Origin of the sequence: Cryptosporangium phraense (assembly GCF_006912135.1) — a bacterium.
GTDB lineage: Bacteria > Actinomycetota > Actinomycetes > Mycobacteriales > Cryptosporangiaceae > Cryptosporangium > Cryptosporangium phraense.
The window spans coordinates 1-20,674 of the sequence record NZ_VIRS01000063.1 but is presented as its reverse complement, the minus strand read 5'-3'; the positions used below and the strand labels follow the sequence as shown (position 1 = coordinate 20,674).

Genomic DNA, 20,674 nt, shown 5'->3' with positions numbered 1-20,674 from the left:
GCGATGCCGGCCGCGGTGCTCTTGAGCGTGGATGCGGCGCGGCGGTGGTCGCGGAGGGCCTTGTAGGTCTTCATCCGGGCGAAGCAGTGCTCGACGGCGGCTCTGACCTGCCGATGCTTGGTGTTCCACTCCTCTTGCCAGGCGGGTAACCGTTCTTGCCCGCGAGCGCGCCGGTCGGGCAGGATCACCTCGTCGTGGCCCTGATAGCCGCCGCCGGCGACGACCGGACGGCCGGCGAGCTGCTCTTTCATGCCGGAATCGCGGTAGGCGATCGTGTCGTTGCGGTTGCCTGGCTGCGGGTCGCCGACCGCGATGACCAGGCGGGTGTCGGCGTCGATGGCGACCTGCAGATTCGCGGAGTACCGGTAGTTCTTGCTGGACGCCGCGAGGGTGTGGTCCCGGGTTGGCACGAGCGTGCCGTCGACGATCGCGATCTGATCGGTCCGGCGTTTGCGCACCGGAGCTGGCGCGAGCAGCGGGCCGAGGGTGTCCAGGACCCGGTGGACGGCCGAGTGGGAGATCCCGAACAGCGGTCCGAGTTGCCGCATCGTCAGGTTTGTCCGCCAGTAGGTCGCGACCAGCAGCATCCGGTCGGGCAGTTCCAAGGCCCACTGCCTGCCCGGACGCCCGTCTTGGATCTCCTCGCCGCCGCGTTCGGCGACCAGCCGCACCAGCGTGCGGAACTGGGCCTGGGACAGACCGGTGAACGGTTCGATCCACTCCCTACGGGACGCGGTGATGACCGGCGACGACACACCGGAATCCTCCACGATGGCCAATCGCCAACCAGGCCGGGTTACGAGACGTCCTCTAGGGCGGCCGGGATCGTGAGGGCTACGTCGGCGTGGGTGACTCGGTCGTCCCAGTGGGTGAGGGCTCGGCGGGCCTCGTCTTCGACGACCGCGCGGTCCAGGTCGTCGCCGGCGAACGCGCGGACGGCGTCCAGGTCGGTGAAGAGGACGATCGACGTGAACAGGACCTCGTCGCCGTCCGGGCGGCGCAGCAGGTGCGCGCCGCGGAAGCCCGGAACATCACGGAGGTGGTCGCTGACCTCGGCCTCGTAGTGGCGCTGGTAGTCGTCGGCGGTCTCCGGAGGCGCCCAGCCGCGCCAGGTGCGAGCGATCATGACACTGGTCTTATCAGTCCCGGCCCGCCCGGTCTCGAGGAGGCTTCATGCACGACGGCGAGTTCGCGATCGACGCCGGGCTGGTCGCGGACCTGGTCGCGGAGCAGTTCCCGGCCTGGGGCGCGCTGCCGGTCGTCGAGGTGAGCGGCGGGACCTCGAACGCCATGTTCCGGCTCGGGGACGACCTGGTGGTCCGGCTCCCGCGAACCCGGCGAACCAGCGGTGACGTCGTCGCGGAACAGCGGTGGCTACCGCAGCTCATCCCCCTGCTCCCGACGCCCACCCCGCGCATCGTCGCGGCCGGCGAGCCCGCTGCCGGCTACCCCCTCCGGTGGACCGTGCAGACCTGGATCGAGGGCACGGCCCCGCACCCCGATCGGCTGGCCGACCCGATCGGCCTCGCCCACGACCTGGCGAACTTCGTCCGCGCGTTCCGGCGCATCGACCTCCCGGACGCGCCGACGGCCCATCGCGGCGGTCCGCTCGCGGATCAGGACAACGGGGACCGTCGAGCGATCGCGCAGCACGGCGGGGAGATCGCCGACGTCTGGGGCGCCGGCCTGGCCGGCCCCGATCCGGACCCCACCTGGGTCCACGGCGACCTCATGCCGGGCAACCTGCTGGTCGGCCCGGACGGACGGCTCCGCGCCGTGCTCGACTTCGCCGCCGTCGGCCTCGGCGACCCGGCCTGCGACCTGATCGTCGCCTGGAACCTACTGCCCGCCCCGGCCCGGGACGTCTTCCGCGACGCGCTCGACGTCGACGACGCGACCTGGGCCCGCGGACGGGCCCGGGCGCTGGCGATCGCCCTCATCGCGCTGCCGTATTACCGGCACACGCACCCGTCCTTCGCGGCGAACGCCGAGCACACGATCAGGGCCTCAACCGAGTAGGTCCCAGCGGTTCCCGGCGATGTCCTGGAACACGACGACCCGCCCGTACGGCTCGGTCCGCGGTTCCTCCAGGAACACGACGCCGGCCGAGAGCATCCGCGCGTAGGCGACGTCGAAATCGTCGACCCGCAGGAAGAAACCGACGCGGCCCGCGGTCTGGTTGCCGATCGCGGTCTCCTGGCGCTCGCCGTCGGCGCGCGCCAGCAACAGACCGGTCTGCGCACCCGGCGGACGCACGACGACCCACCGTTTCGGCGTCCCGTTGATCGTCGACACCGCCGGAGAGTCCTCGACCAGGTCGAACCCCAGGGCCCGGGTGAAGAACTCGATCGCCGGGTCGTACTCCTCGACCACGATCGCGGTCAGCTCGAGATGCATCCCCCGAGACTGTCAGACCGTGACGACGTCCACCCCGGCCGCACGGAGGCTCTCCAGCTGCGCCGGCGAGGCGTCCCGGTCGGTCACCACCTGGTGGATGTTCGCGACCCCGGTGATCTGCGCGAACCGCACCAGCCCGAGCTTCGAGTGGTCGGCCAGCACGACCGCCCGCGAGGCTTGGGACAGGAACGCGCGGTCGGTCTGGGCCTCCATCTCGTCGTACGTCGTGCAGCCGTGCTCGGCGGTCAGCCCGTCGACGCCGATGAACGCCATGTCCAGGTGGTAGTTGCCGAGCATCGCCTCGGCGGCCGGCCCCACCATCTCGCCGGACGGGCGGGCGACCCCGCCGATCACGACCAGGTGCAGGCCCGCGCGGCCGATCAGCTCCGAGCCGATGTTCAGCGCGTTCGTGACGATCGCGATCCGCTGCCGGGCGACGAGCGCCCGGGCGAGCTCCAGCGTCGTCGTGCCGCCGCTCATCCCGATCACGGCGCCGTCGGGCACCAACGCGGCCCCGGCGGCCCCGATCCGCGACTTCTCGGTCTGCCTACGCACGGCCTTGATCTGGGTCGGTATCTCCGCGTCCAGGTCGTTGGCGATCGCCCCGCCGTGCGTGCGGACGAGCAACCCACCAGAGCTCAGTGACTGCAGGTCGCGCCGGATCGTCGCCTCGGAGACCCCCAGCGTCCCGGCCAGTTCGGCCACGTCGACGCTGCGGGCGTCGTTGACCCGCTCGAGGATCGCGTTAAGTCGGGGAGCCTTCCGCACTGCGCCACTGTAAACGGAATGACCGGCTCTGCGCATTCGTGCAACCGAACTTGCGCACTTCCGTCCGGAGCGACGCGATCGTTGACTCATGTCACGCCGCAGGCGTACGTTCTGGCCTCATCGCGCAAGAACGCGCATTCGACGATGAGCGGATGCGCACTCTCGGCAGGCAGCAAATAACACCGCAGGAGGAAGCATGCGTAGGTCGATCCCCCGTCGCGCGGGCAGATGGCGGGCGCCCACGCTGGCCGCGGTGCTGGGTTTAACGCTCGTGGCCACGGCTGCCTGTGGCGGCGGCGGCAACGCGGCGTCGGACAAGGACACCGACGTGACGATCAACGTCGCGCTGGCCGCCGACCCGCCGCCCAAGGCCGCGCTCGAGAGCTTCACCAAAGAGACCGGCATCAAGGTCAACTGGGTGAACATCGACTGGGACAGCCTGCAGACCAAGATCTCGGCGGCCGCCACGGCCAAGACGTACTTCGCCGACGCGACCGACGTCGACTGGTCGCGCGTCGGTGAGCTGGGCAAGCTCGGCTGGTTCTACCCGATCGACGACTACATCAAGACCGACCCGCTGAAGGCCGACGTGCCTCAGCTGGCCTCGTTCACCTACCAGGACCACGTCGTCGGCATCCCCTACGACGCCTCGTTCATGGTGACCACGGTCAACACCGACCTGTTCAAGAAGGCCGGCGCCGACCCCGCGCCGAAGACGATGGACGAGTACACCGCCGCGCTGCAGAAGGTGAAGTCGTCCGGCACCACGAAGTACCCGCTGAACATCCCGTTCGCGGCGGCCGAGGGGCTCTCGACCTACTGGTACGAGGCCACGAACGCGTTCGGCGGCACGATCCTCGACGGCAAGGGCAAGCCGCAGTTCACCGACCCGAGCTCGCCCGGCTACAAGGCGGCCAAGTGGATGGTCGACGCGCTGAAGAACGGCCTGGTCCCGCCGGGCAACATCAACGTCTCCGACTCGCAGGGCGAGCAGACGCTGATGGCCCGCGGCACCGTCGCCAGCACGTTCTCCGACTACTCGGGCCTCGTCGGCACGCTGTACAACGTCCCCGACTCGTCGTCGGTCGTGAACAAGGTGCAGTACATCGCGACGCCGGGCGCGACCGCGCCGGCGGCGAACCTGAGCAACCCCGACGGCGTCGGGATCATGAAGACGGCGAAGTACCCGAAGGCGGCGGCCAAGTTCATCGAGTGGTTCACCGACGCCGACCGGCAGGCCGAGTTCGCGGGTCTGAACGGGCCGGACAAGGCATGGGCGTCCTACGCGCTGCCGTCGCACCTGTCGGCGGTCGAGAAGCTCGCCTCGGGCGGGAAGCTCATCGGCGGTGACACGCTGGCCGCGCTGCTGAAGACCTCGAAGCCGGTCTTCCCCGAGGGCGCTCCGGCCTGGTACTCGAAGTTCTCGAACGCGGTCTACACCCACCTGCACGCGGCGGCGGCCGGCTCGGAGACCGTCGAGCAGGCGATCAAGGCGATGAGCGACACCGCCAACGACCTCTCCAACGGCCAGTGACGAACTCTCTCTCCGCACCCCCCGAGACGGCGAAAGCCGCCTCGGGGGGTGGTGACCCCGCGCCGAAGAAGAAGAGCAGGTTCGACTTCCTGCCGTACCTGCTGGTCACGCCGGTCACGGTCTTCATCATCGCGCTGGCCCTGGTGCCGGCCGCGTTCACGATCATCCAGGCGTTCTACCGGGTCGACGCGCTCGATCCGCCCACCCGGTTCGACGGGTTCGGCAACTTCACCCGGATGTTCAAGAACGACGCGGTCGTGTCGAGCATCGGCAACACCGGGCTCTACGTCGTCATCGGCGTGGTGCTCTCGACCGTCCTCGGCATCGCGATGGCCGTGCTGCTCCAGCGCCCGTTCCGGGGCCGGAGCGTCGTCATCGCGGTGCTGATCCTGCCCTGGGCCCTGCCGGGCGTCGTCGAAGGCATTCTCTGGACGAACATCTTCGACCCGAACGCCGGGCTGATCGCCAGCGTCATGCACACGTTCGGGGCCGACGAGGGCGCGGTCCTGCTCGGCCACAACCGCCTGCTGACGATCCTGCTCATCGAGCTCGTGCAGGTCTGGCAGATCACGCCGCTGTCGGCGCTGCTGATCCTGGCGTCGCTGCAGCTGATCCCGGACGAGTTGTACGAGGCCGCGGTCATCGACGGCGCCTCGCCGTGGCGGAGCTTCTGGCACCTGACGCTGCCGATGGCCCGGCCGGGCATCGCGGTCTCGATGGTGCAGGGCGTCATCGCGACGCTCAACGTCTTCGACCAGCCGTTCGTGCTGAACGGCGCGGCGACGACCGGCGCGTCGGTCACCATGCAGACGTACTACATCAGCTTCCAGAACCTCGACTTCGGCCAGGGCTACGCGCTCTCGCTGCTGATCACGATCACGACGCTGGTCATCTCGCTGGGGGTCGTGAGGACGGTCTATCGGAGGGTCGAACTGTGAAGCGCAAGATCGGCGTGTTCCTCGTCGTCGTGTGGTCGCTCCTCCCGATCTACTGGGCGCTCAAGATCAGCCTGCAGACCGAGGGCGACGCGCGCGCGGCCAGCCCGCAGTACATCCCGCTGCACCCGACGTTCGACAACTACAAGAACCTGCTGTCGGGTAGCGGCGACACCGCGACCGGTATCCGGTCCTCGCTGCTCAACATCGTGATCGAGTGCGGTGCGGCGACGATCGTGACCGTGGTGCTGGCCGCCCTGGCTGCGTACGCGTTCGCCCGGATGACGTTCCGCGGGCACACGCTGCTGTTCTACGGCGTGCTGGTCACGATGGCGTTCCCGGCCTACACGACGCTGATCCCGCTGTACCGGCTGATGTCCGACCTGTACCTGGTCAACACATACACCGGCGTCGTGCTGGTCTACGTCTCCGGGTTCCTGCCGCTGGCCACCTGGGTGCTGCACAACTACTTCTCCGGGATGCCGGCCAGCATCGAGGAGGCCGGGCTGATCGACGGCGCCAACCGGCTGCAGGTGTTCTGGCACATCATGCTGCCGCTGGCCCGGCCGGGCATCATCTCGACCGCGCTGATCACGTTCCTGTTCGCCTGGGCCCAGTTCCTGTTCCCGCTGGTCCTGACCACCGACACGTCGACGCAGCCGCTGACCGTCGTCATCGCGTCGCTGCAGGGGCGGCACGTCGTCCCGGTGACGCTGCTGAGTGCGGCGGGCATGATCGCGATCGCGGTCCCGGCGGTCGTCGCGCTGGTCTTCAACCGGTACATCGTCAACGGTCTCCTGGCGGGCAGCGCGAAGTGAACATCGTCCTCATCGGTGCGGGGAGCACCGTCTTCACCCCTGGGCTGATGACCGACCTGGCGTCCGACCGGGCCTTCGACGGCTGGACCGTGCACCTGGTCGACCTCGACGCCGACGCGGCCGACACGATGGCCCGCCTCGGCCGGAGGATCGCCGCGCAATACGGGGCGGACCTGCGGTTCGAGGCCCACACCGACCGCCGCGACGCCCTGCCCGGCGCGCGATTTGTCACGACGACGATCGCGGTCGGCGGCGCGGCCGGCTGGAACGCCGACCTGGCCATCCCGGAGAAGTACGGGATCGCGCAGACGGTCGGCGACAGCGTCGGACCCGGCGGCGTGCTGCGTGCGCTACGGCACGTGCCGGAGCTCGTCGCGATCGCGCAGGACGTCGCCGAGCTGGCGCCGGCCGCCACGATCGTGAACTACAGCAACCCGCTGACGGCCAACGTCCGCGGGATCGCGCGCGCGACCGGCGTGCCGGTGATCGGGCTCTGCCACGGCACCATGCACACGCTCGGCGCGCTGGCCCACGACCTGGGCCGGCCGGCCGGTGAGCTGCGGGCCACGTTCGCCGGGCTCAACCACCTGTGCTGGCTGCTCGACCTCCGGCACGGGCCGGACGACCTCTACCCGCGGCTGCGGGAACTGGTGGCGGCCCGGGCCGGGCAGGCGAAGGCCGGAGAGGGCGTCCACCAGCCGGTCTCCGCCGACCTGCTGAACACGTTCGGCCTCTACCCGGCGCCGGGCGACCGGCACGTCGCCGAGTTCTTCCCCTGGTACCTGCGCGGGGCCGACGGCAACGACCTGCCGTGGGAGCTCCAGCCCGGCCGGGACGACACGATCCGCTACATCGGCCAGAAGGCGGACCTGTGGGAACAGCTCCACGCCCAGGCCGACGGAAGCGAGCCCCTGGACACCACCCGAGACCAGGAGGCCGAACGGTTGGCGTCGATCCTGGCGTCGATCGCCACCGGCAGACCGAGCTACGAGCTCGCGGTGAACCTGCCCAACGAAGGGAAGATCCCGAACGTGCCACCCACCGCTGTCGTGGAAGTGCCCGCCGTCGTCGGGGCCTCTGGGGTCAGAGGCGTGGCCGTCGGGCCGCTGCCGCCGGCCATCGCCGCGGTGCTCACCGCCCGGGCGGAGCAGCAGGAGCTGACGGTGTCGGCCGCGCTCTCCGGTGACCGGGCGCTCGCGGTCCAGGCCCTGACGCTGGACCCGCTGGTGCCCGACCCGGCGACGGCCGTCGCCATCCTCGACGACGCCGTCGTCGCCCACGCCCCGCTGCTGAACCGGTTCGCGGCCGACGCCGGGGCAGGTGCCGCATGAGCGGGACGATCGACGCGGCGCCGGATGCCGGCGCGGAAGCGACGCAGCGCGAGATCTGGCAGCAGCCCCGGCTGTGGCGGGAAGTCGACGCGGCCTCGGCCGGCGCGTTCCTCGACCCGCTCCTGGCCCGGCCCGACCTGCGAATCATCCTCACCGGCGCGGGCACGTCGGCGTTCGCCGGCGGCCTGCTCGCCCCCGAGCTCACCCGCTCGCTGCGCCGCCGGGTCGACGCGGTCGCCACCACCGACCTCGTCTCCAACCCGGCCGCGTACCTGGCCGAGGACCTCCCGACGCTGCTCGTGTCGTTCGCCCGCTCGGGTGACAGCCCGGAGAGCGTCGCGGCCACCGCGCTGGCCGACCAGTGCCTCACCGAGGTGCACCACCTGGTCGTCACCTGCAATGCCGACGGGCAGCTCGCCCGCGAGCACGGCACCCGGGCCAACTCGCACGTGCTGCTGATGCCGGCCGGATCCAACGACCGCAGCTTCGCGATGACGTCCAGCTACACCTGCATGGTGCTGGCCGCCTGGTCGGCGCTGGCCGGTCCGGCGCCGGCCGACGCGCTGGCCGAAGCCGGCGAGAACGTGCTCAAGGCCCGCGACGCCGACGCCCGCGAGATCGCCGCCCGCGGCTACGAGCGGATCGTCTACCTGGGCAGCGGATCCCTGCAGAGCCTGGCCCGCGAGTCGGCGCTCAAGGTGCTGGAGCTCACGGCCGGCGACATCGTGGCCTACGCCGACAGCCCGCTCGGGTTCCGGCACGGCCCGAAGTCGGTGCTCGACGCGAAGACGTTCGCGGTCGTGTACCTCTCCGACGATCCGTACACCCGGCGGTACGACGAGGACATCGCGCTCGAGCTGCGCGCCTCGCTGGGCGTCGAGAACGTGCGGGTCGTGGCCGGGCGGCCGAGCGAGCGGCTCGGATCCGAGGGCGTCTGGTACGTCGACGGACTCGACGGGGCGTCGGACGTCGTCCTGTCGTTGCCGTTCGTGCTGGTCGCGCAGATGCTCGCGCTGCGGTTCTCGCTGGCGCTCGGCCACACCCCGGACAACCCGTTCCCGTCCGGGGAGGTCAACCGGGTGGTCCGGGGCGTGACGATCTACCCGGCGAGCTGAGCCGGGTCGTTCCGGTAGCGGTGGATCGCCTCGGCCAGGAACGGGCGGTCGACCGCCACCCAGCGCAGGTCGATCGGCACCGACGGCGGCCCCTCCCGGACCAGGGAGGGGTCGCTGGCCAGCAGGTCGTCGACCTCCTCGCTGAGCCCCCGTTCACGCATCCGGGCCCAGGTCTGCGCCGAGACGCCGGTCGTCTCCGCGCCGGGCGTGCCCGGGACGACCAGCACCCGCAGGGTCCGGGCGAACCGGTCCGGCGCCGGCGGACCCTCCGGCCACACCGCGGCCCACGGGAGCGTCCTCTTCCCGATCACCAGACCGTCCGGCCGGAGCGCCAGGTACGGCCGCGCGAACAGCCGGTACGCCACCAGCACGGTGACCACGCCGAAGAGCACCAGGCTGCCCACCGCGGTCAGGTCGGCCTCCATCGACGCGAGCCGGATCGCGACGAGCGCACTGCCGACGACCAGCCCGGCCCCGTACGGCGTCTGCGGCGGCGCGGCCGCGAAGCCCGGCAGGAACGACGTCGGCGCCCGCAGCGCCCGCCAGCCGAGCCGCCGGAACATCACCTGGTGCACGATCGCCAGCACCAGCGGAACCAGCAGCAGGGCCGCGAGCGAGGTCGGCCCGAGCACCCCGGCGAGCGCGCAGGCCACCCCGACCACCGAGAACGCCACTGCCAGCAGGCGACTCCGCCGGACGAACGCCGCGAGCGCGGCCGGGCTATCGATCACGTGGCGACTGTAGTGAGCGGCTCCCGTCGTCGTCCGGAGTCCACCACCGAGATCAGCAGCACCACCGCTCCGACCGCGGCCGGGACGCTCAGCCGCTCGCCCAGCAGCGCGACCGCCAGCACGGTGGCGGTCAGCGGTTCGAGGAGCGCGACGACGGTGGCCGTCACCGCCGTGCTGCTCCGCAGCCCGCGGAAGTACAGCGTGTAGGCCAGCGCCGTCGGGACGGTTCCGAGCAGCGCCAGCAGCCCCAGCGACGTCAGGCTCAGGCGGACGCCGAGGTCGGCGGACGTTCCCAGCGCCAGCAGCAGCCCGGTGCCGCCGAGCAGGAAGCCGTAGCCGGTGGTCGTGGCCTCGTCGAGGCCGTCGACCGGGCGTCGGCCGAGCAGCGTCAGCAGCGCGAACCCGGCCCCGGCGACGAGGCTCAGCCCGACGCCGGCCAGCGTGCGCCCCAGCGACTGGCCGGTCGGGGCGCCGACCAGCAGCGCGAGCCCGGTGAGCCCGAGCAGTACCGGCCGGATCGTGGCCCGCTCGGGGAGCCGGCGGGTGGTGACCGCGTCGACGGCCAGCACCAGCAACGGCGCGGATCCGATCGCGATCAACGTCGAGATCGTGACCGAACTGACCGCGACGGCGGAGAAGTAGGACGCCTGGAACACGGCCGCGAGGCCGGCGACGGCGAGGACCCGCCGCCAGGCGGCGCCGCCGCGGGGACGCCGTCGGCGCACGGCGAGGACGACGACGAGGAGGGCGCCGCCGATCAGCAGGCGGTAGGCGGCCACCGCGGGCGCGGACAGGCCGCCGACCTCGGAGAGCGCGCGCCCGGTGACCCCGCCGGTACCCCAGCAGACCCCGGCGACGACGAGCATGACGAAAGAACGAGATGACAACGGAAGCTCCAGCGACTCGAACCGAGAAAGGTCGCGAAGAGCGGGGTGCTGCTACCGGACGACCCCGCTCAGGAGCGGGGCGGCGGGGTGACGAGCAGCAGCTTCCGATGCATGGCTACACCCTAACCGCCCGGGCGAGCCGTCCCTGCAGGATCCGGAACTGCTCCACCAGCTCGGGCGGCTCGTGCACGGTGAACTCGAAACCGAGCACGGCGACGTGCAACGCCAGCCCGTCGAGCGAGTTCGAGCCGGCGCGCAGGGTGCACGACCGTTCGTCGATCGCCTCGATCAGCCCCGAGTCGGCCGGCACCTTGGCCGCGACCTCGGCGGCCGGCGCCTGGATCGTGAACCGGCCCTGGTAGCGGTACCGATCGACGCCGATCGACCAGGACGCGAACGCGCCCGGGTCCAGGTCGGGCGGGGTCCGGGGCGTGAACCGCGGACCGGGCGGGGTCCACGGGCGGAGCCGGTCGACGCGGAACGTCCGCCAGTCGTCGCGGTCGACGTCGAACGCGACCAGGTACCAGCGCCGGCCGGTGTGCACGAGCCGATGCGGCTCGATCAGCCGGGTGGAGTCGGCTCCGTCGTGGCTGCGGTAGTCGATGCGCAGCCGCTGGAAGTCACGGCAGGCGGCGGCGAGCGTCGTCAGCAGGTCGGCGTCGACGACCGCGGCCGGGCGGTTCTCGGCCACGGTCGCCGCGCCGAGCGCGGAGACGCGGTGACGCAGGCGTGACGGCAGGATCTGCTCGAGCTTGGCCAGCGCCCGCACCGACGTCTCCTCGATGCCGGTGACCGTGCCGTTCGCCGCCACCCGCAGGCCCACCGCGACCGCGACCGCCTCCTCGTCGTCGAGCAGCAGCGGGGGCATGTGGGCGCCGGCACCGAGCCGGTAGCCGCCGAGCGTGCCGATCGTCGCGTCCACCGGATACCCCAGCTCGCGCAGCCGGTCGACGTCCCGGCGGACCGTCCGCACCGTGACCTCGAGCCGCTCGGCGAGCTGCGGGCCGCTCCAGTCCCGGTGCTGTTGCAGCAGCGAGAGCAGACGGAGCAGGCGCGCGGACGTTTCCAGCATGGGTTCGATTCTGCGCCACATCGAGGACCGAAGCTGACCTCCTTGGCTGCGAACGTGGACGCATGGACATCACCGAGTACGAACTCCACCTCCCGATCGGCGACCTGCAGCAGCGCCTGGCGAACGTCCGCTGGCCGAATCAGGTGCCGGGCGTCGGCTGGGAGCGCGGGGTGCCGACGTCGTGGCTGACCGAGCTCGTCGAGCAGTGGACGACGTCGTACGACTGGCGGGCGACCGAGGCGCGCGTCAACCAGTACCCGCAGTTCACGACCGAGATCGACGGGCAGCGGATCCATTTCCTGCACATCGACTCGGGCAAGACCCCGCTGCTCCTGCTGCACGGCTGGCCGGGTTCGATCCTGGAGTTCCTCGACGTGATCGAGCCGCTCTCGGCCGACTTCTCGCTGGTCGTCCCGTCCCACCCGAACTTCGGCCTGTCCGGGCCGGCCGGTGCGGGCTGGGACTCGCGCCGGACCGCCACCGCCTACGCGGCCCTGATGGCCGGGCTCGGCTACTCGCGCTACGGGGTACAGGGCGGCGACTTCGGGGCGATCGTCGGCCCGGATCTGGGGCGCGTCGACCCGTCGCACGTCATCGGCGTCCACGTGAACGCGGCCTCGTTCGGGTTCATCCCGCTGGGTGAGCCGTCGGGGGAGTTCACCGACGCGGAGAAGGTCCGGCTGGAGAGCGTGCAGCGCTTCACGACCGATGGCTACGGCTACTTCCAGATCCAGGCCACCCGCCCGCACACGCTGGGCTTCGCGCTGGCCGACTCGCCGGTCGGTCAGCTCGCCTGGATCGGCGAGAAGTTCCACGACTGGGCGGTCCCGGTGGGATCGATCCCGGCGACCCACGTGCTCGACCACGCGACGCTGTACTGGCTCACCAACACCGGCAGCTCGTCCGCGCAGATGTACTACGAGTCGATGCACTCCGGGAACTGGCCGACACGCTCCACGGTGCCCACCGGTGTCGCGAACTTCGCCGGCGACCCGGCGATCCGGCGGTACGCCGACGAGCTGAACACGATCGTGCACTGGTCGGGGTTCGACCGCGGCGGCCACTTCGCCGCGATCGAGGCCCCGGATCTGCTGGTCGGAGACGTCCGTAAGTTCTTTTCCGGACTCAGCTGAAAGCCTGGCGGTGCCGTTCCGCCCAGTCGCGGAACGGCGCCGCCGGTCGTCCGAGGATCTCCTCGACCGCCGGCTGCACGGTCGTCTCGTCGATCAGTCCGTCGGCGAAGAACTCGAAGAACGCCTCGACGTACTCCGGCGGCATGGCCGCGATCATGTCCGCGTGGGCCTGCTCGTCCGACTTCGGAACGAACCGCAGGTCGCGCCCGAGCACGGCGCCGAGAATCGCCAGCCGGTCGGCCGGCCGCAGCGCCTCCGGCCCGCTGAGCCGATGGGCCCGCCCGGCGTGCGCCTCGTCGGTCGCGGTCCGGATCGCGACCGCGCCGACGTCCCGCGGGTCGACGGTCGAGATCGCGACGGCGCCGAACGCGTCGGTGACCGTGTCGCCCTCGGCCAGCTGCGGCGCCCACTCCAGCGTGTTCGTCATGAACGTGTTGGGCTGCAGGAACGTCCACGGGAGACCGGACTCGCGGACCAGGCCCTCGGACTCGATGTGGTACTTCGCGACCGCGTTCCCGGTGCGTCCGGTCGGCGCCGAGCTCGACGACAGCAGCACGACCCGCCGTACGCCGGTCTCCTTCGCGCGCCGCAGGGTGTCGGCCAGCCCGCCGTAGCCGGCCAGCGTGAACACCAGGTCGACGTCGCTGAGCGCGTCGTACAGCGAGGCGGCGTCGTTCAGGTCGCCGATCACCCACTCGGCGCCGCCGGCGTCGGCCGGTAGGTGCCGGGCCACCGCGCGGACCTGCAGCCCGGCCTCCAGCCCGGCCGCGACGACCTCCGAGCCGACGTTCCCGCTCGCCCCGAGAACAAGTATCCGCATGGGCCGTTCTTTACCTCCGAGGGCGCCGTCGCACACAAAATGGAGCGATGCGCATCACGCTGCTCGGAGCTCCCACGACGGCCGGTTCGCACAACGCGGGTCAGGAGGACGCCCCGGCCGCGCTGCGAGCGGCCGGTCTCGCCGACGCGTTGAGACGGCAGGGCGTCTCGGTGGAGGACAGCGGAGACACCCCGGCGACCCCGTACCGCCCGCTGGGCGTCGGCCTGGCGTCGCGGGACCTCGACCGGGTGACCGCCCAGGCCGCGGCCGTCGCCGACGGCGTCGCGCAGGCGGTCGCGGACGGTCACGTGCCGCTCGTCCTCGGGGGTGACTGCACGATCACCGCCGGCGTCGTCGCGGGCGCCCTGCGGGCCGGGCTCGACCCGGCGCTGGCCTACTTCGACGGGGACCTCGACCTCAGCACCCCGGCCGACAGCGGCAGCGGGGTGCTCGACTCGATGGTGCTCGCGCACCTGCTCGGCAACGCCGACAACAGCCTGGCCCGGCTCGGTCCGCGGTTCCCGATGCTCGCGCCCGACCGCGTGCTCGCGGTCGGGTTCCACCCGGTCGAGGCCAGCACGGCCCAGCTGGCCTGGGCCGAGGCCAGCGGACTGCACCTGCTGCCGGTCACCCGGCTGACCGACCCGGCCTCCGTCCGGAAGGCCCTTCCCGACGACGGTCCGGTGATCGTCCACTTCGATCTGGACGTGATCGACAGCGGCGATTTCCCGCTGGCGAACTTCCCGCACTTCAACGGGGGTCTGACCGCCGACGCGGCGTTCGAGTGCCTGCGCTCGCTGTGCGCGGCGCCGCAGTTGGCCGCGGTCGCGGTGACCGAGGTGAACCCGCACCACGATCCGGACGGAGCGATGGTGGCTCGGCTGGTCGACGCGCTCGCGCTGGCGCTGGGGAGGGACTGATGGAGCCGGCGATCCGCTTACGGCCGGTGGGCGAGGACGACCTGGGGTGGTTCCGGCTGCTCCGCACCGATGCCGACTTCTGCGGGCTGGACTGGAAGGGTTTCAGCGACCCGGGCGAGCCCGCGCGCCGGTTCGCCGAGAACGGGTTCCTCGGCGAGAAGGTGAGCTGGCTGGTGGTGGAGACGGTGGCCGACGAGGAGGCCGTCGCGCTCGTGCAGTGGCATCCGGCGCCGTTCGCCGGGAACGGTCACTGGGAGATCGGGATCGTCGTGTTTCCCGAGCGGCGGGGTCAGGGGTTCGGGTGGCGCGCGCAGGCGCTGCTCTGCGACTACCTGTTCGCGCACACCCCGGTGCAGCGGATTCAGGCCGGTACCCATCCGGAGAACGTCGCCGAGCAGAAGGCGCTGGTGAGGGCCGGTTTTCAGCTCGAAGGGGTGATCCGGTCGTGCGACTTCCGCGGGGGAGCGTGGCACGACGGCCTCCTCTACAGCCGCTTACGCACCGACCCGGCTCCCGACCCCACCTGACGGAGGAGGTCCTCGATCCGGCTCCGGATCTCGCCGCGGACGCCGGGATGGTCCTATCGCGCCGGGTCTGCCGCGCGGTCGAGGAGTGGCCGCACTCGGTAGTCGACCAGGGTGCGCATGACCAGGGCGGTCTCGGTCCGCTCGACGCCCGGCGTGGCCAGGATCTGCCCGGCGATCCGGTACAGGTCGTCGGCGTCCCGGGCGGCCACCCGGATGAACAGGTCCTCGGCGCCGCTGATCCCGAGCACCTCGAGCACCTCCGGGATCGCGGCCAGCGAGGACGCCACCTCGTCGAGCCGCTGCTGGGTGACGGTCGCGGTGAGGTGCGCGGCCAGCGGGTAGCCGAGCGCGTCGGGGGTGATCCGCCGCTCGAACCCGGCCAGCCGGCCGTCGAGGCGGGCGAGTCGCGACTGGACGGTGTTGCGCGACAACCCGAGACGGTCGGCCAGCGCGAGCGTCGTCGCGCGGGGATCGTCGGACAGCGCGATCAGCAGGCGGGCATCGGTGGCGTCCACGAAACAGCCTCGCAATCTGCTCACTCCGGCGCCGACTCCAACGCCGAGACTTGAGCATAATGCTCAACCCGGTGCGTCGATCTTGTGCATTGCGTCGCCGGGCGCCTTACTGAACCGCATGTCTGACGAGGTGTTGCGCTCGATCGAGCAGCGCGTGCTCTGGCTCTCGACCGCGATCATCGACTGGGCCAACCGTGAGCGTCCCAACCCGTCCGGCCTCAAGGTGGGCGGGCATCAGGCGTCGAGCGCGTCGATGGTCTCGATCATGACCGCGCTGTGGTTCGACCACCTCCGGGCCTCCGACCGGGTCTCGGTCAAGCCGCACGCGTCCCCGGTGCTGCACGCGATCAACTACCTGCTCGGCTTGCTCGACGAGGAGTACCTGACCACGCTGCGCCAGTTCGGCGGCCTGCAGTCGTACCCGAGCCGGGCCAAGGACCCCGACCCCGTCGACTACTCGACCGGCTCGGTCGGCATCGGCGCCACCGCCCCGATCTGGGGCGCGCTGGCCCGTCGTTACGTCGCCGGGCCGGAGGCCAGCCCGGGACGGCAGTACGCGCTGGTCGGCGACGCCGAGCTCGACGAGGGCGCGATCTGGGAGGCCGTCCTCGATCCGATGGTCGCCGGGTTCGGCGAGCTGGTCTGGATCGTCGACCTCAACCGTCAGTCGCTCGACCGGGTCGTCCCGATCCTCGGCGCCGACCGGCTGCAGACCATGTTCGCCGCGGCCGGTTGGCAGGTGCTCACGGTCAAGTACGGCGCGCTGCTGGAGGAACTGTTCGCCCAGCCCGGCGGCGACGTGCTGCGCGCCCGGATCGACGAGATGCCCAACGCCGAGTACCAGCGGCTGCTGCGCTGCTCGGCCGCGGAGCTGCGGGACCGGCTGGCCGGCGACGACACCGACATCGGCCGGCTGCTCGACGCCTACGACGACGAGACCGTGCTGCGAGCCGTCCGCAACCTCGGCGGCCACGACCACCGGGCGCTGTCCGACGCGTTCGCGGCGATCGACGACACCCGGCCGACCGTGATGTTCGCGTACACGATCAAGGGCTACGGGCTGGCCATCGAGGGCCATCCCCAGAATCACTCGGCTCTGCTGACGCCCGAACAATTCGCTGCTCTCGGCGTCCAGAGCGGGGTCGACGTCCAGAGGCCCTGGGAGAGGTTCGGGAACGGGACGGCCGAGGCGGCGCTCTGCGCCGAGGTCGCGGAGCGACTGCGACGGGAGCCGCTGACCGCGACCGTCCCGCCGTCGGTCCCCACCGACCTCGGGCGGACGCCGTCCGGCGTGCGGACGACGCAGGCGGCGCTGGGACGGACGCTGCTGGACGTGAACCGGGAGGCGCCGGACGTGGGCGGCCGGATCGTGACCGTGAGCCCGGACGTCAGCTCCAGCACGAACCTCGGCGGCTGGGTCAACAAGGTCGGGGTGTGGTCGCACGCCGAGCGCGACGACTGGTTCGCCGACGACGCCGAGACGATCCTGCACTGGCGGGAGAAGCCCGGCGGTCAGCACATCGAGCTCGGGATCGCCGAGACCAACCTGGTCGGGGCGCTCGGCGAGCTGGGCGCGACCTGGAGCCGGTGGGGGCGGCCGCTGATCCCGATCGGGGTGCTGTACGACCCGTTCGTCGAGCGGGCGCTCGAGCCGTGGTCGTTCGGCATCTACGCGGGCGGGCAGTCGATCCTGGTCGGCACGCCGTCCGGGGTGACGCTCGCGCCCGAGGGCGGGGCGCACCAGTCGATCACCACGCCGTCGATCGGGCTCGAGCAACCGGGCTGCGTGAGCTACGAGCCCGCGTTCGCGATCGACACCGAGTGGACGCTGCTCGCGGCGATGGGGCAGGTCGGCCGGCCGGACGGGACGTCGGCGTACCTGCGGCTGTCGACCCGGCCGGTGGACCAGGCGCTGGCCGCGGTGCCGGCCGACCCGGCGGCCCGCGAACGGCGGCGACGGCACGTGGTGGCGGGGGCGTACCTGCTGCGCCGGGCTTCGTCGCCGGCCGTGACGCTGGTCGGGATGGGCGCGCTGATGCCCGAGGTGCTGGCCGCCGCCACGCGGCTCGACACGCTCGGGTTCCCGGCCGACGTCGTGTGCGTGACCAGCCCCGACCTGCTGTTCCGGGCCGTGCAGGCCCGGCGGAGGCGCGGTGCTGGTTCGGCCTGGATTCTCGATGCGGTGCTGTCGGCCGAGCGGGCCGCGCCGATGGTCACGGTGCTGGACGGGCACCCGCACACGCTGGCGTTCCTGGCCGGCGTCAACCGGGTGCCGTCGACGTACCTGGGCGTGACCGGGTTCGGGCAGTCTGGCGACCTGGACAGCGTCTACCGGTACCACGGGCTCGACACCGACTCGGTCGTGACGGCGGCGCTGGACCTCATAGAGTCGTCCGGGTGAATCCCGAGATCCTCACCCGAGCCGGGGCCGACCTGGCCGACGAGGTCGGCTTCGACCGGGTGACGGTCTCCGAGCTGGCCCGGCGGTTCGAGGTCCCGGTCGCCAACCTGTACTCGCACGTCAAGAACTCGGCCGATCTCAAGGCGCGGATCACGCTGCTCGCGCTGGAGGAGCTGGCCGACCGGATCGAGGTGGCCCTGGCCGGGCGGGCCGGCCGGGACGCGCTGGTCGCGGTCGGGGACGTCTACCGCTCGTACGCGCGCGAGCATCCGGGCCGGTGGAGCGCAGCGCAGCGCGACCTTGCCCCGGCTGCCGCGGCTGAGTCCGCGGGGCCGCGGATCACGCGGATGACCAGGGCGATCCTGCGCGGGTACGAGCTGGAGGAGCCCGATCAGACGCACGCGGTGCGCCTGCTGGGCAGCGTGTTCAACGGGTACGTGAACCTGGAGGCGGCCGGGGCGTACGCGCACAGTTCTCCGAGCCCGGACGCTTCCTGGACCTGGATCCTCGGGATGTTGGATTCGTCCCTGCGTGCCTGGTCCCCGCAACCCCAGGAAGAACGGACCTCTGACTGATTCGCCGTCCTCGGGGCAGATTCAAGTCATGCAGACCACTCTTCCCGGCGGGACGTACACGCTCGCCGACGACCTCACCGTCACCCGGATGGGCTACGGCGCCATGCAGCTGGCCGGCCCGGGCGTGTTCGGGCCGCCCAAGGACCGCGACGGCGCGATCGCGGTGCTCCGCGAGGTCGTCGCGATGGGCATCACGCACATCGACACCAGCGACTTCTACGGCCCGCACGTCACCAACCAGATCATCCGCGAGGCGCTCCACCCGTACCCGTCCGACCTGCGCATCGTCACCAAGGTCGGCGCCACCCGGGACGCCCAGGGGGCCTGGCCGCACGCGCGGTCGCCGGAGGAACTGCGTCAGGCCGTCGACGAGAACCTGACCAACCTCGGCCTGGACGCGATCGACGTCGTGAACCTGCGCTGGGGCGGCTTCGACCGGCCGGAGCCGGGCTCGATCGCCGAGCCGTTCGGCGTGCTGGCCGACCTCCAGCGCGCGGGCAAGATCCGGCACCTGGGGCTGAGCACGGTGAGCGCCGAGCAGATCGCCGAGGCCCAGGAGATCGCGCCGGTCGTCTGCGTGCAGAACTTCTACAACATCGCGAACCGCGAGGACGACGCGCTGATCGACTCGCTGGCCGCGCAGGGCATCGCCTACGTGCCGTACTTCCCGCTCGGCGGCTTCAACCCGCTGCAGTCGCAGACGCTCGGGGACGTGGCCGCGCGGCTGGACGCGACCCCGATGGCGGTGGCGCTGGCCTGGCTGCTGCACCGGTCGCCGAACATCCTGCTGATCCCGGGGACGTCGTCGGTGGCGCACCTGCGGGAGAACGTGGCCGGGGCGGCGCTGTCGCTCTCGCCGGAGGTGCTGAAGGAACTCGACGAGATTAGCCTCTAGGCCCCAGGGTCGATTTCTTTATCGAACGCCTGTTCGTATGCTCGGCGGTATGGCGGTTGTGCGGCACTGGTGGAACCAGAAGTGGGGCCGGTTGGGGCGGCGGGACGTCTACGTCCGTTCCGACGGCACCCGCTTCGAGGTCGAGGTCGTGCAGGGCGGCGCCGAGGGCAAGCGCTGGGTGGCGGTGTTCGACGCCGCCGACGAGGCGGTCCGCGAGGCCGAGTCGCACCTCGGCGACCCGAACGACGACTGGCGCGACGTCAGCGACGCCCACCGTCCGGTCGCGCTCAGGGGCGACCCGCTCGGGGAACCGTGACCTCGGTCGTGAGAAGCCGGCCGGTGCGTGAGGTGAACAGCTCGCCCATCCGTTCCGGGCCTCGCCAGTCGGCGACCAGCAGGTGGAGCGTCGTGCCGTGCTCGCCGCCGAGCATGCAGGCGAAGCAGGCGGTGTCGAGCTCGAGCTGATCGAGGATCTGCCCGCCGTCGGCCACGCGGTTGACGATGGCCCCGCCCTCCCGTGTGCCGGCGCACCAGATCGCGCCCTCGGCGTCCAGGCAGATGCCGTCGGCGCCGACGTCGGCCCAGGTGCGGCGTTTCCGGGGTGGTCGTGGGGGTCGGGGGGTATCGGTTGCTGGCTATGGCGGCGGCCGCGAGCGTGGTGGCGGTTTTGATCCCTATTTCGCTGCGTCTGTCCTCGGTCGGCGCGCCGACGCCGGCGGCTACGCCGTCGGGAGGAGGCCCAGGCCGGTGAGGACGAGGTCGGTGAGGCGGGTGGCTCGGGTCAGTCGCTCGGCGCGGGTCGTGGCTCGGACGCCGGTGCCGGCGGCCAGGGCGAGCAGGACGTCGGAGGGGACCAGGTCGGGACGGACGACGCCGGCGCGGCGGGCCCGGCCGACCAGGGAGGCGAGGTCGCGGCGGAAGAGCGGGTCCGGGGCGGGCGCGGCGGCCCGGTAGGCGGCGACGAAGCCGGGGTGCTCGGCCTGGACCGTGATCGTGTGGCGCACGTAGGTGCGCAGGCCGCGGGCCGGGTCCGGGTCGGTGACCGCGCGCCGGACGGCGTTCTCGCAGGCCCGGGCCTGGTCGGTGTAGGCCGCGGTGACGAGGTCGTCGCGGGTGGGGAAGTGTCGGTAGAGCGTTGCGGGCGAGAGTCCGGCCTCGCGGGCGAGTTCGCGGGCCGACGTCTTCGCGCCCGGTCGGAGCAGGCGTTTCGCCGCGTCGATCAGCCGCTCCCGGTTCTCCGCCGCGTCCGCCCGCGCCGAGGGACCCCGCCCGGCCCGGGCCGATGCACTCCGCGCGGCGC

Annotated in this window: 24 protein-coding genes; 13 read left to right on the top strand and 11 right to left on the bottom strand. The window is 71.8% G+C overall.

Annotation, left to right across the window (positions count from 1 at the left end; genetic code table 11):
• Together FL583_RS39075 and FL583_RS39070 are read right to left on the bottom strand one after the other, a co-directional pair.
• Positions 1 to 755 (bottom strand): transposase family protein (locus FL583_RS39075; protein WP_142709969.1); only part of this gene is annotated, 755 nt, incomplete at its 3' end.
• Between the two features lie 41 nt (positions 756 to 796).
• Complete coding sequence (locus FL583_RS39070; RefSeq protein WP_142709968.1) at positions 797 to 1,126, bottom strand: antibiotic biosynthesis monooxygenase family protein; 330 nt, start codon at positions 1,124 to 1,126, stop codon at positions 797 to 799.
• 47 nt (positions 1,127 to 1,173) lie between these two features.
• Here FL583_RS39070 and FL583_RS39065 point away from each other — a divergent pair, with 47 nt between their 5' ends.
• Complete coding sequence (locus FL583_RS39065) at positions 1,174 to 2,019, top strand: aminoglycoside phosphotransferase family protein (RefSeq protein ID WP_142709967.1); 846 nt, start codon at positions 1,174 to 1,176, stop codon at positions 2,017 to 2,019.
• On the opposite strand, the gene FL583_RS39060 is transcribed toward FL583_RS39065, so the two are convergent.
• Positions 2,008 to 2,397: a VOC family protein gene (locus tag FL583_RS39060; RefSeq protein WP_142709966.1), complete on the bottom strand. Its 390-nt coding sequence runs from the start codon at positions 2,395 to 2,397 to the stop codon at positions 2,008 to 2,010. The genes FL583_RS39065 and FL583_RS39060 overlap by 12 nt on opposite strands.
• Positions 2,398 to 2,409: 12 nt before the next feature.
• Complete coding sequence (locus FL583_RS39055; RefSeq protein ID WP_205752855.1) at positions 2,410 to 3,165, bottom strand: DeoR/GlpR family DNA-binding transcription regulator; 756 nt, start codon at positions 3,163 to 3,165, stop codon at positions 2,410 to 2,412.
• A 253-nt stretch (positions 3,166 to 3,418) separates the two neighbouring features.
• Between FL583_RS39055 and FL583_RS39050 the strand changes: the two genes are divergently transcribed.
• The 5 genes from FL583_RS39050 to FL583_RS39030 are packed head-to-tail and all read left to right on the top strand — an operon-like array spanning position 3,419 to position 8,898.
• The gene (locus tag FL583_RS39050) at positions 3,419 to 4,699 is read left to right on the top strand and encodes an extracellular solute-binding protein (RefSeq protein ID WP_170324106.1); all 1,281 of its coding nucleotides are present in this window, start codon (positions 3,419 to 3,421) and stop codon (positions 4,697 to 4,699) included.
• Complete coding sequence (locus FL583_RS39045; protein ID WP_142709963.1) at positions 4,696 to 5,637, top strand: carbohydrate ABC transporter permease; 942 nt, start codon at positions 4,696 to 4,698, stop codon at positions 5,635 to 5,637. Before FL583_RS39050 ends, FL583_RS39045 begins: the two co-directional genes overlap by 4 nt.
• The gene (locus FL583_RS39040) at positions 5,634 to 6,452 is read left to right on the top strand and encodes a carbohydrate ABC transporter permease (RefSeq protein WP_142709962.1); all 819 of its coding nucleotides are present in this window, start codon (positions 5,634 to 5,636) and stop codon (positions 6,450 to 6,452) included. Before FL583_RS39045 ends, FL583_RS39040 begins: the two co-directional genes overlap by 4 nt.
• Positions 6,449 to 7,783 carry a family 4 glycosyl hydrolase gene (locus FL583_RS39035; protein ID WP_142709961.1) on the top strand — a complete coding sequence of 445 codons (1,335 nt, stop codon included), beginning with the start codon at positions 6,449 to 6,451 and terminating at the stop codon, positions 7,781 to 7,783. Before FL583_RS39040 ends, FL583_RS39035 begins: the two co-directional genes overlap by 4 nt.
• Positions 7,780 to 8,898: an SIS domain-containing protein gene (locus FL583_RS39030; RefSeq protein ID WP_142709960.1), complete on the top strand. Its 1,119-nt coding sequence runs from the start codon at positions 7,780 to 7,782 to the stop codon at positions 8,896 to 8,898. Before FL583_RS39035 ends, FL583_RS39030 begins: the two co-directional genes overlap by 4 nt.
• On the opposite strand, the gene FL583_RS39025 is transcribed toward FL583_RS39030, so the two are convergent.
• The 3 genes from FL583_RS39025 to FL583_RS39015 all read right to left on the bottom strand — a co-directional run bounded on the left by FL583_RS39025 (position 8,883) and on the right by FL583_RS39015 (position 11,588).
• A complete protein-coding gene (locus tag FL583_RS39025) occupies positions 8,883 to 9,629 on the bottom strand; it encodes a hypothetical protein (RefSeq protein ID WP_142709959.1) in 747 nt (248 codons plus the stop codon). The two genes, FL583_RS39030 and FL583_RS39025, sit on opposite strands and share 16 nt — an antisense overlap.
• Positions 9,626 to 10,516: a DMT family transporter gene (locus FL583_RS39020; protein WP_205752854.1), complete on the bottom strand. Its 891-nt coding sequence runs from the start codon at positions 10,514 to 10,516 to the stop codon at positions 9,626 to 9,628. Before FL583_RS39020 ends, FL583_RS39025 begins: the two co-directional genes overlap by 4 nt.
• Before the next feature lie 115 nt (positions 10,517 to 10,631).
• The gene (locus FL583_RS39015; RefSeq protein WP_142709958.1) at positions 10,632 to 11,588 is read right to left on the bottom strand and encodes a helix-turn-helix transcriptional regulator; all 957 of its coding nucleotides are present in this window, start codon (positions 11,586 to 11,588) and stop codon (positions 10,632 to 10,634) included.
• 62 nt (positions 11,589 to 11,650) lie between these two features.
• Between FL583_RS39015 and FL583_RS39010 the strand changes: the two genes are divergently transcribed.
• Complete coding sequence (locus FL583_RS39010) at positions 11,651 to 12,721, top strand: epoxide hydrolase family protein (RefSeq protein WP_142709957.1); 1,071 nt, start codon at positions 11,651 to 11,653, stop codon at positions 12,719 to 12,721.
• Here the strand turns inward: FL583_RS39010 and FL583_RS39005 are convergent.
• Positions 12,714 to 13,541 carry an NAD(P)H-binding protein gene (locus tag FL583_RS39005; RefSeq protein WP_142709956.1) on the bottom strand — a complete coding sequence of 276 codons (828 nt, stop codon included), beginning with the start codon at positions 13,539 to 13,541 and terminating at the stop codon, positions 12,714 to 12,716. The two genes, FL583_RS39010 and FL583_RS39005, sit on opposite strands and share 8 nt — an antisense overlap.
• A 47-nt stretch (positions 13,542 to 13,588) precedes the next feature.
• On the opposite strand from FL583_RS39005, the gene FL583_RS39000 reads away from it, so the two are divergent.
• Together FL583_RS39000 and FL583_RS38995 are read left to right on the top strand one after the other, a co-directional pair.
• The gene (locus tag FL583_RS39000) at positions 13,589 to 14,461 is read left to right on the top strand and encodes an arginase family protein (protein ID WP_142709955.1); all 873 of its coding nucleotides are present in this window, start codon (positions 13,589 to 13,591) and stop codon (positions 14,459 to 14,461) included.
• Positions 14,461 to 14,988, top strand: coding sequence for a GNAT family N-acetyltransferase (locus tag FL583_RS38995; protein ID WP_142709954.1), 528 nt, complete (start codon positions 14,461 to 14,463; stop codon positions 14,986 to 14,988). Before FL583_RS39000 ends, FL583_RS38995 begins: the two co-directional genes overlap by 1 nt.
• A 53-nt stretch (positions 14,989 to 15,041) precedes the next feature.
• On the opposite strand, the gene FL583_RS38990 is transcribed toward FL583_RS38995, so the two are convergent.
• Positions 15,042 to 15,503: an Lrp/AsnC family transcriptional regulator gene (locus FL583_RS38990; RefSeq protein ID WP_240746976.1), complete on the bottom strand. Its 462-nt coding sequence runs from the start codon at positions 15,501 to 15,503 to the stop codon at positions 15,042 to 15,044.
• 118 nt (positions 15,504 to 15,621) lie between these two features.
• Here FL583_RS38990 and FL583_RS38985 point away from each other — a divergent pair, with 118 nt between their 5' ends.
• From FL583_RS38985 to FL583_RS38970, 4 genes are read left to right on the top strand one after another with little or no spacing between them, the layout of a single operon-like run.
• On the top strand, positions 15,622 to 17,904 hold the full coding sequence (locus FL583_RS38985) for a transketolase-like TK C-terminal-containing protein (protein WP_142709953.1): 2,283 nt from the start codon (positions 15,622 to 15,624) through the stop codon (positions 17,902 to 17,904).
• Complete coding sequence (locus FL583_RS38980) at positions 17,901 to 18,479, top strand: TetR/AcrR family transcriptional regulator (RefSeq protein WP_142709952.1); 579 nt, start codon at positions 17,901 to 17,903, stop codon at positions 18,477 to 18,479. Before FL583_RS38985 ends, FL583_RS38980 begins: the two co-directional genes overlap by 4 nt.
• 28 nt (positions 18,480 to 18,507) lie before the next feature.
• Positions 18,508 to 19,374 carry an aldo/keto reductase family oxidoreductase gene (locus FL583_RS38975; RefSeq protein WP_142709951.1) on the top strand — a complete coding sequence of 289 codons (867 nt, stop codon included), beginning with the start codon at positions 18,508 to 18,510 and terminating at the stop codon, positions 19,372 to 19,374.
• A gap of 49 nt (positions 19,375 to 19,423) precedes the next feature.
• Entirely contained in the window at positions 19,424 to 19,690 is a 267-nt protein-coding gene (locus FL583_RS38970; RefSeq protein WP_205752853.1) for a hypothetical protein, read from the top strand.
• Here the strand turns inward: FL583_RS38970 and FL583_RS38965 are convergent.
• Positions 19,662 to 19,934, bottom strand: coding sequence for an SMP-30/gluconolactonase/LRE family protein (locus FL583_RS38965; protein WP_142709970.1), 273 nt, complete (start codon positions 19,932 to 19,934; stop codon positions 19,662 to 19,664). The genes FL583_RS38970 and FL583_RS38965 overlap by 29 nt on opposite strands.
• Before the next feature lie 159 nt (positions 19,935 to 20,093).
• A partial coding sequence (locus tag FL583_RS38960; protein WP_142709950.1) for a TetR/AcrR family transcriptional regulator occupies positions 20,094 to 20,674 on the bottom strand: 581 nt, incomplete at its 5' end.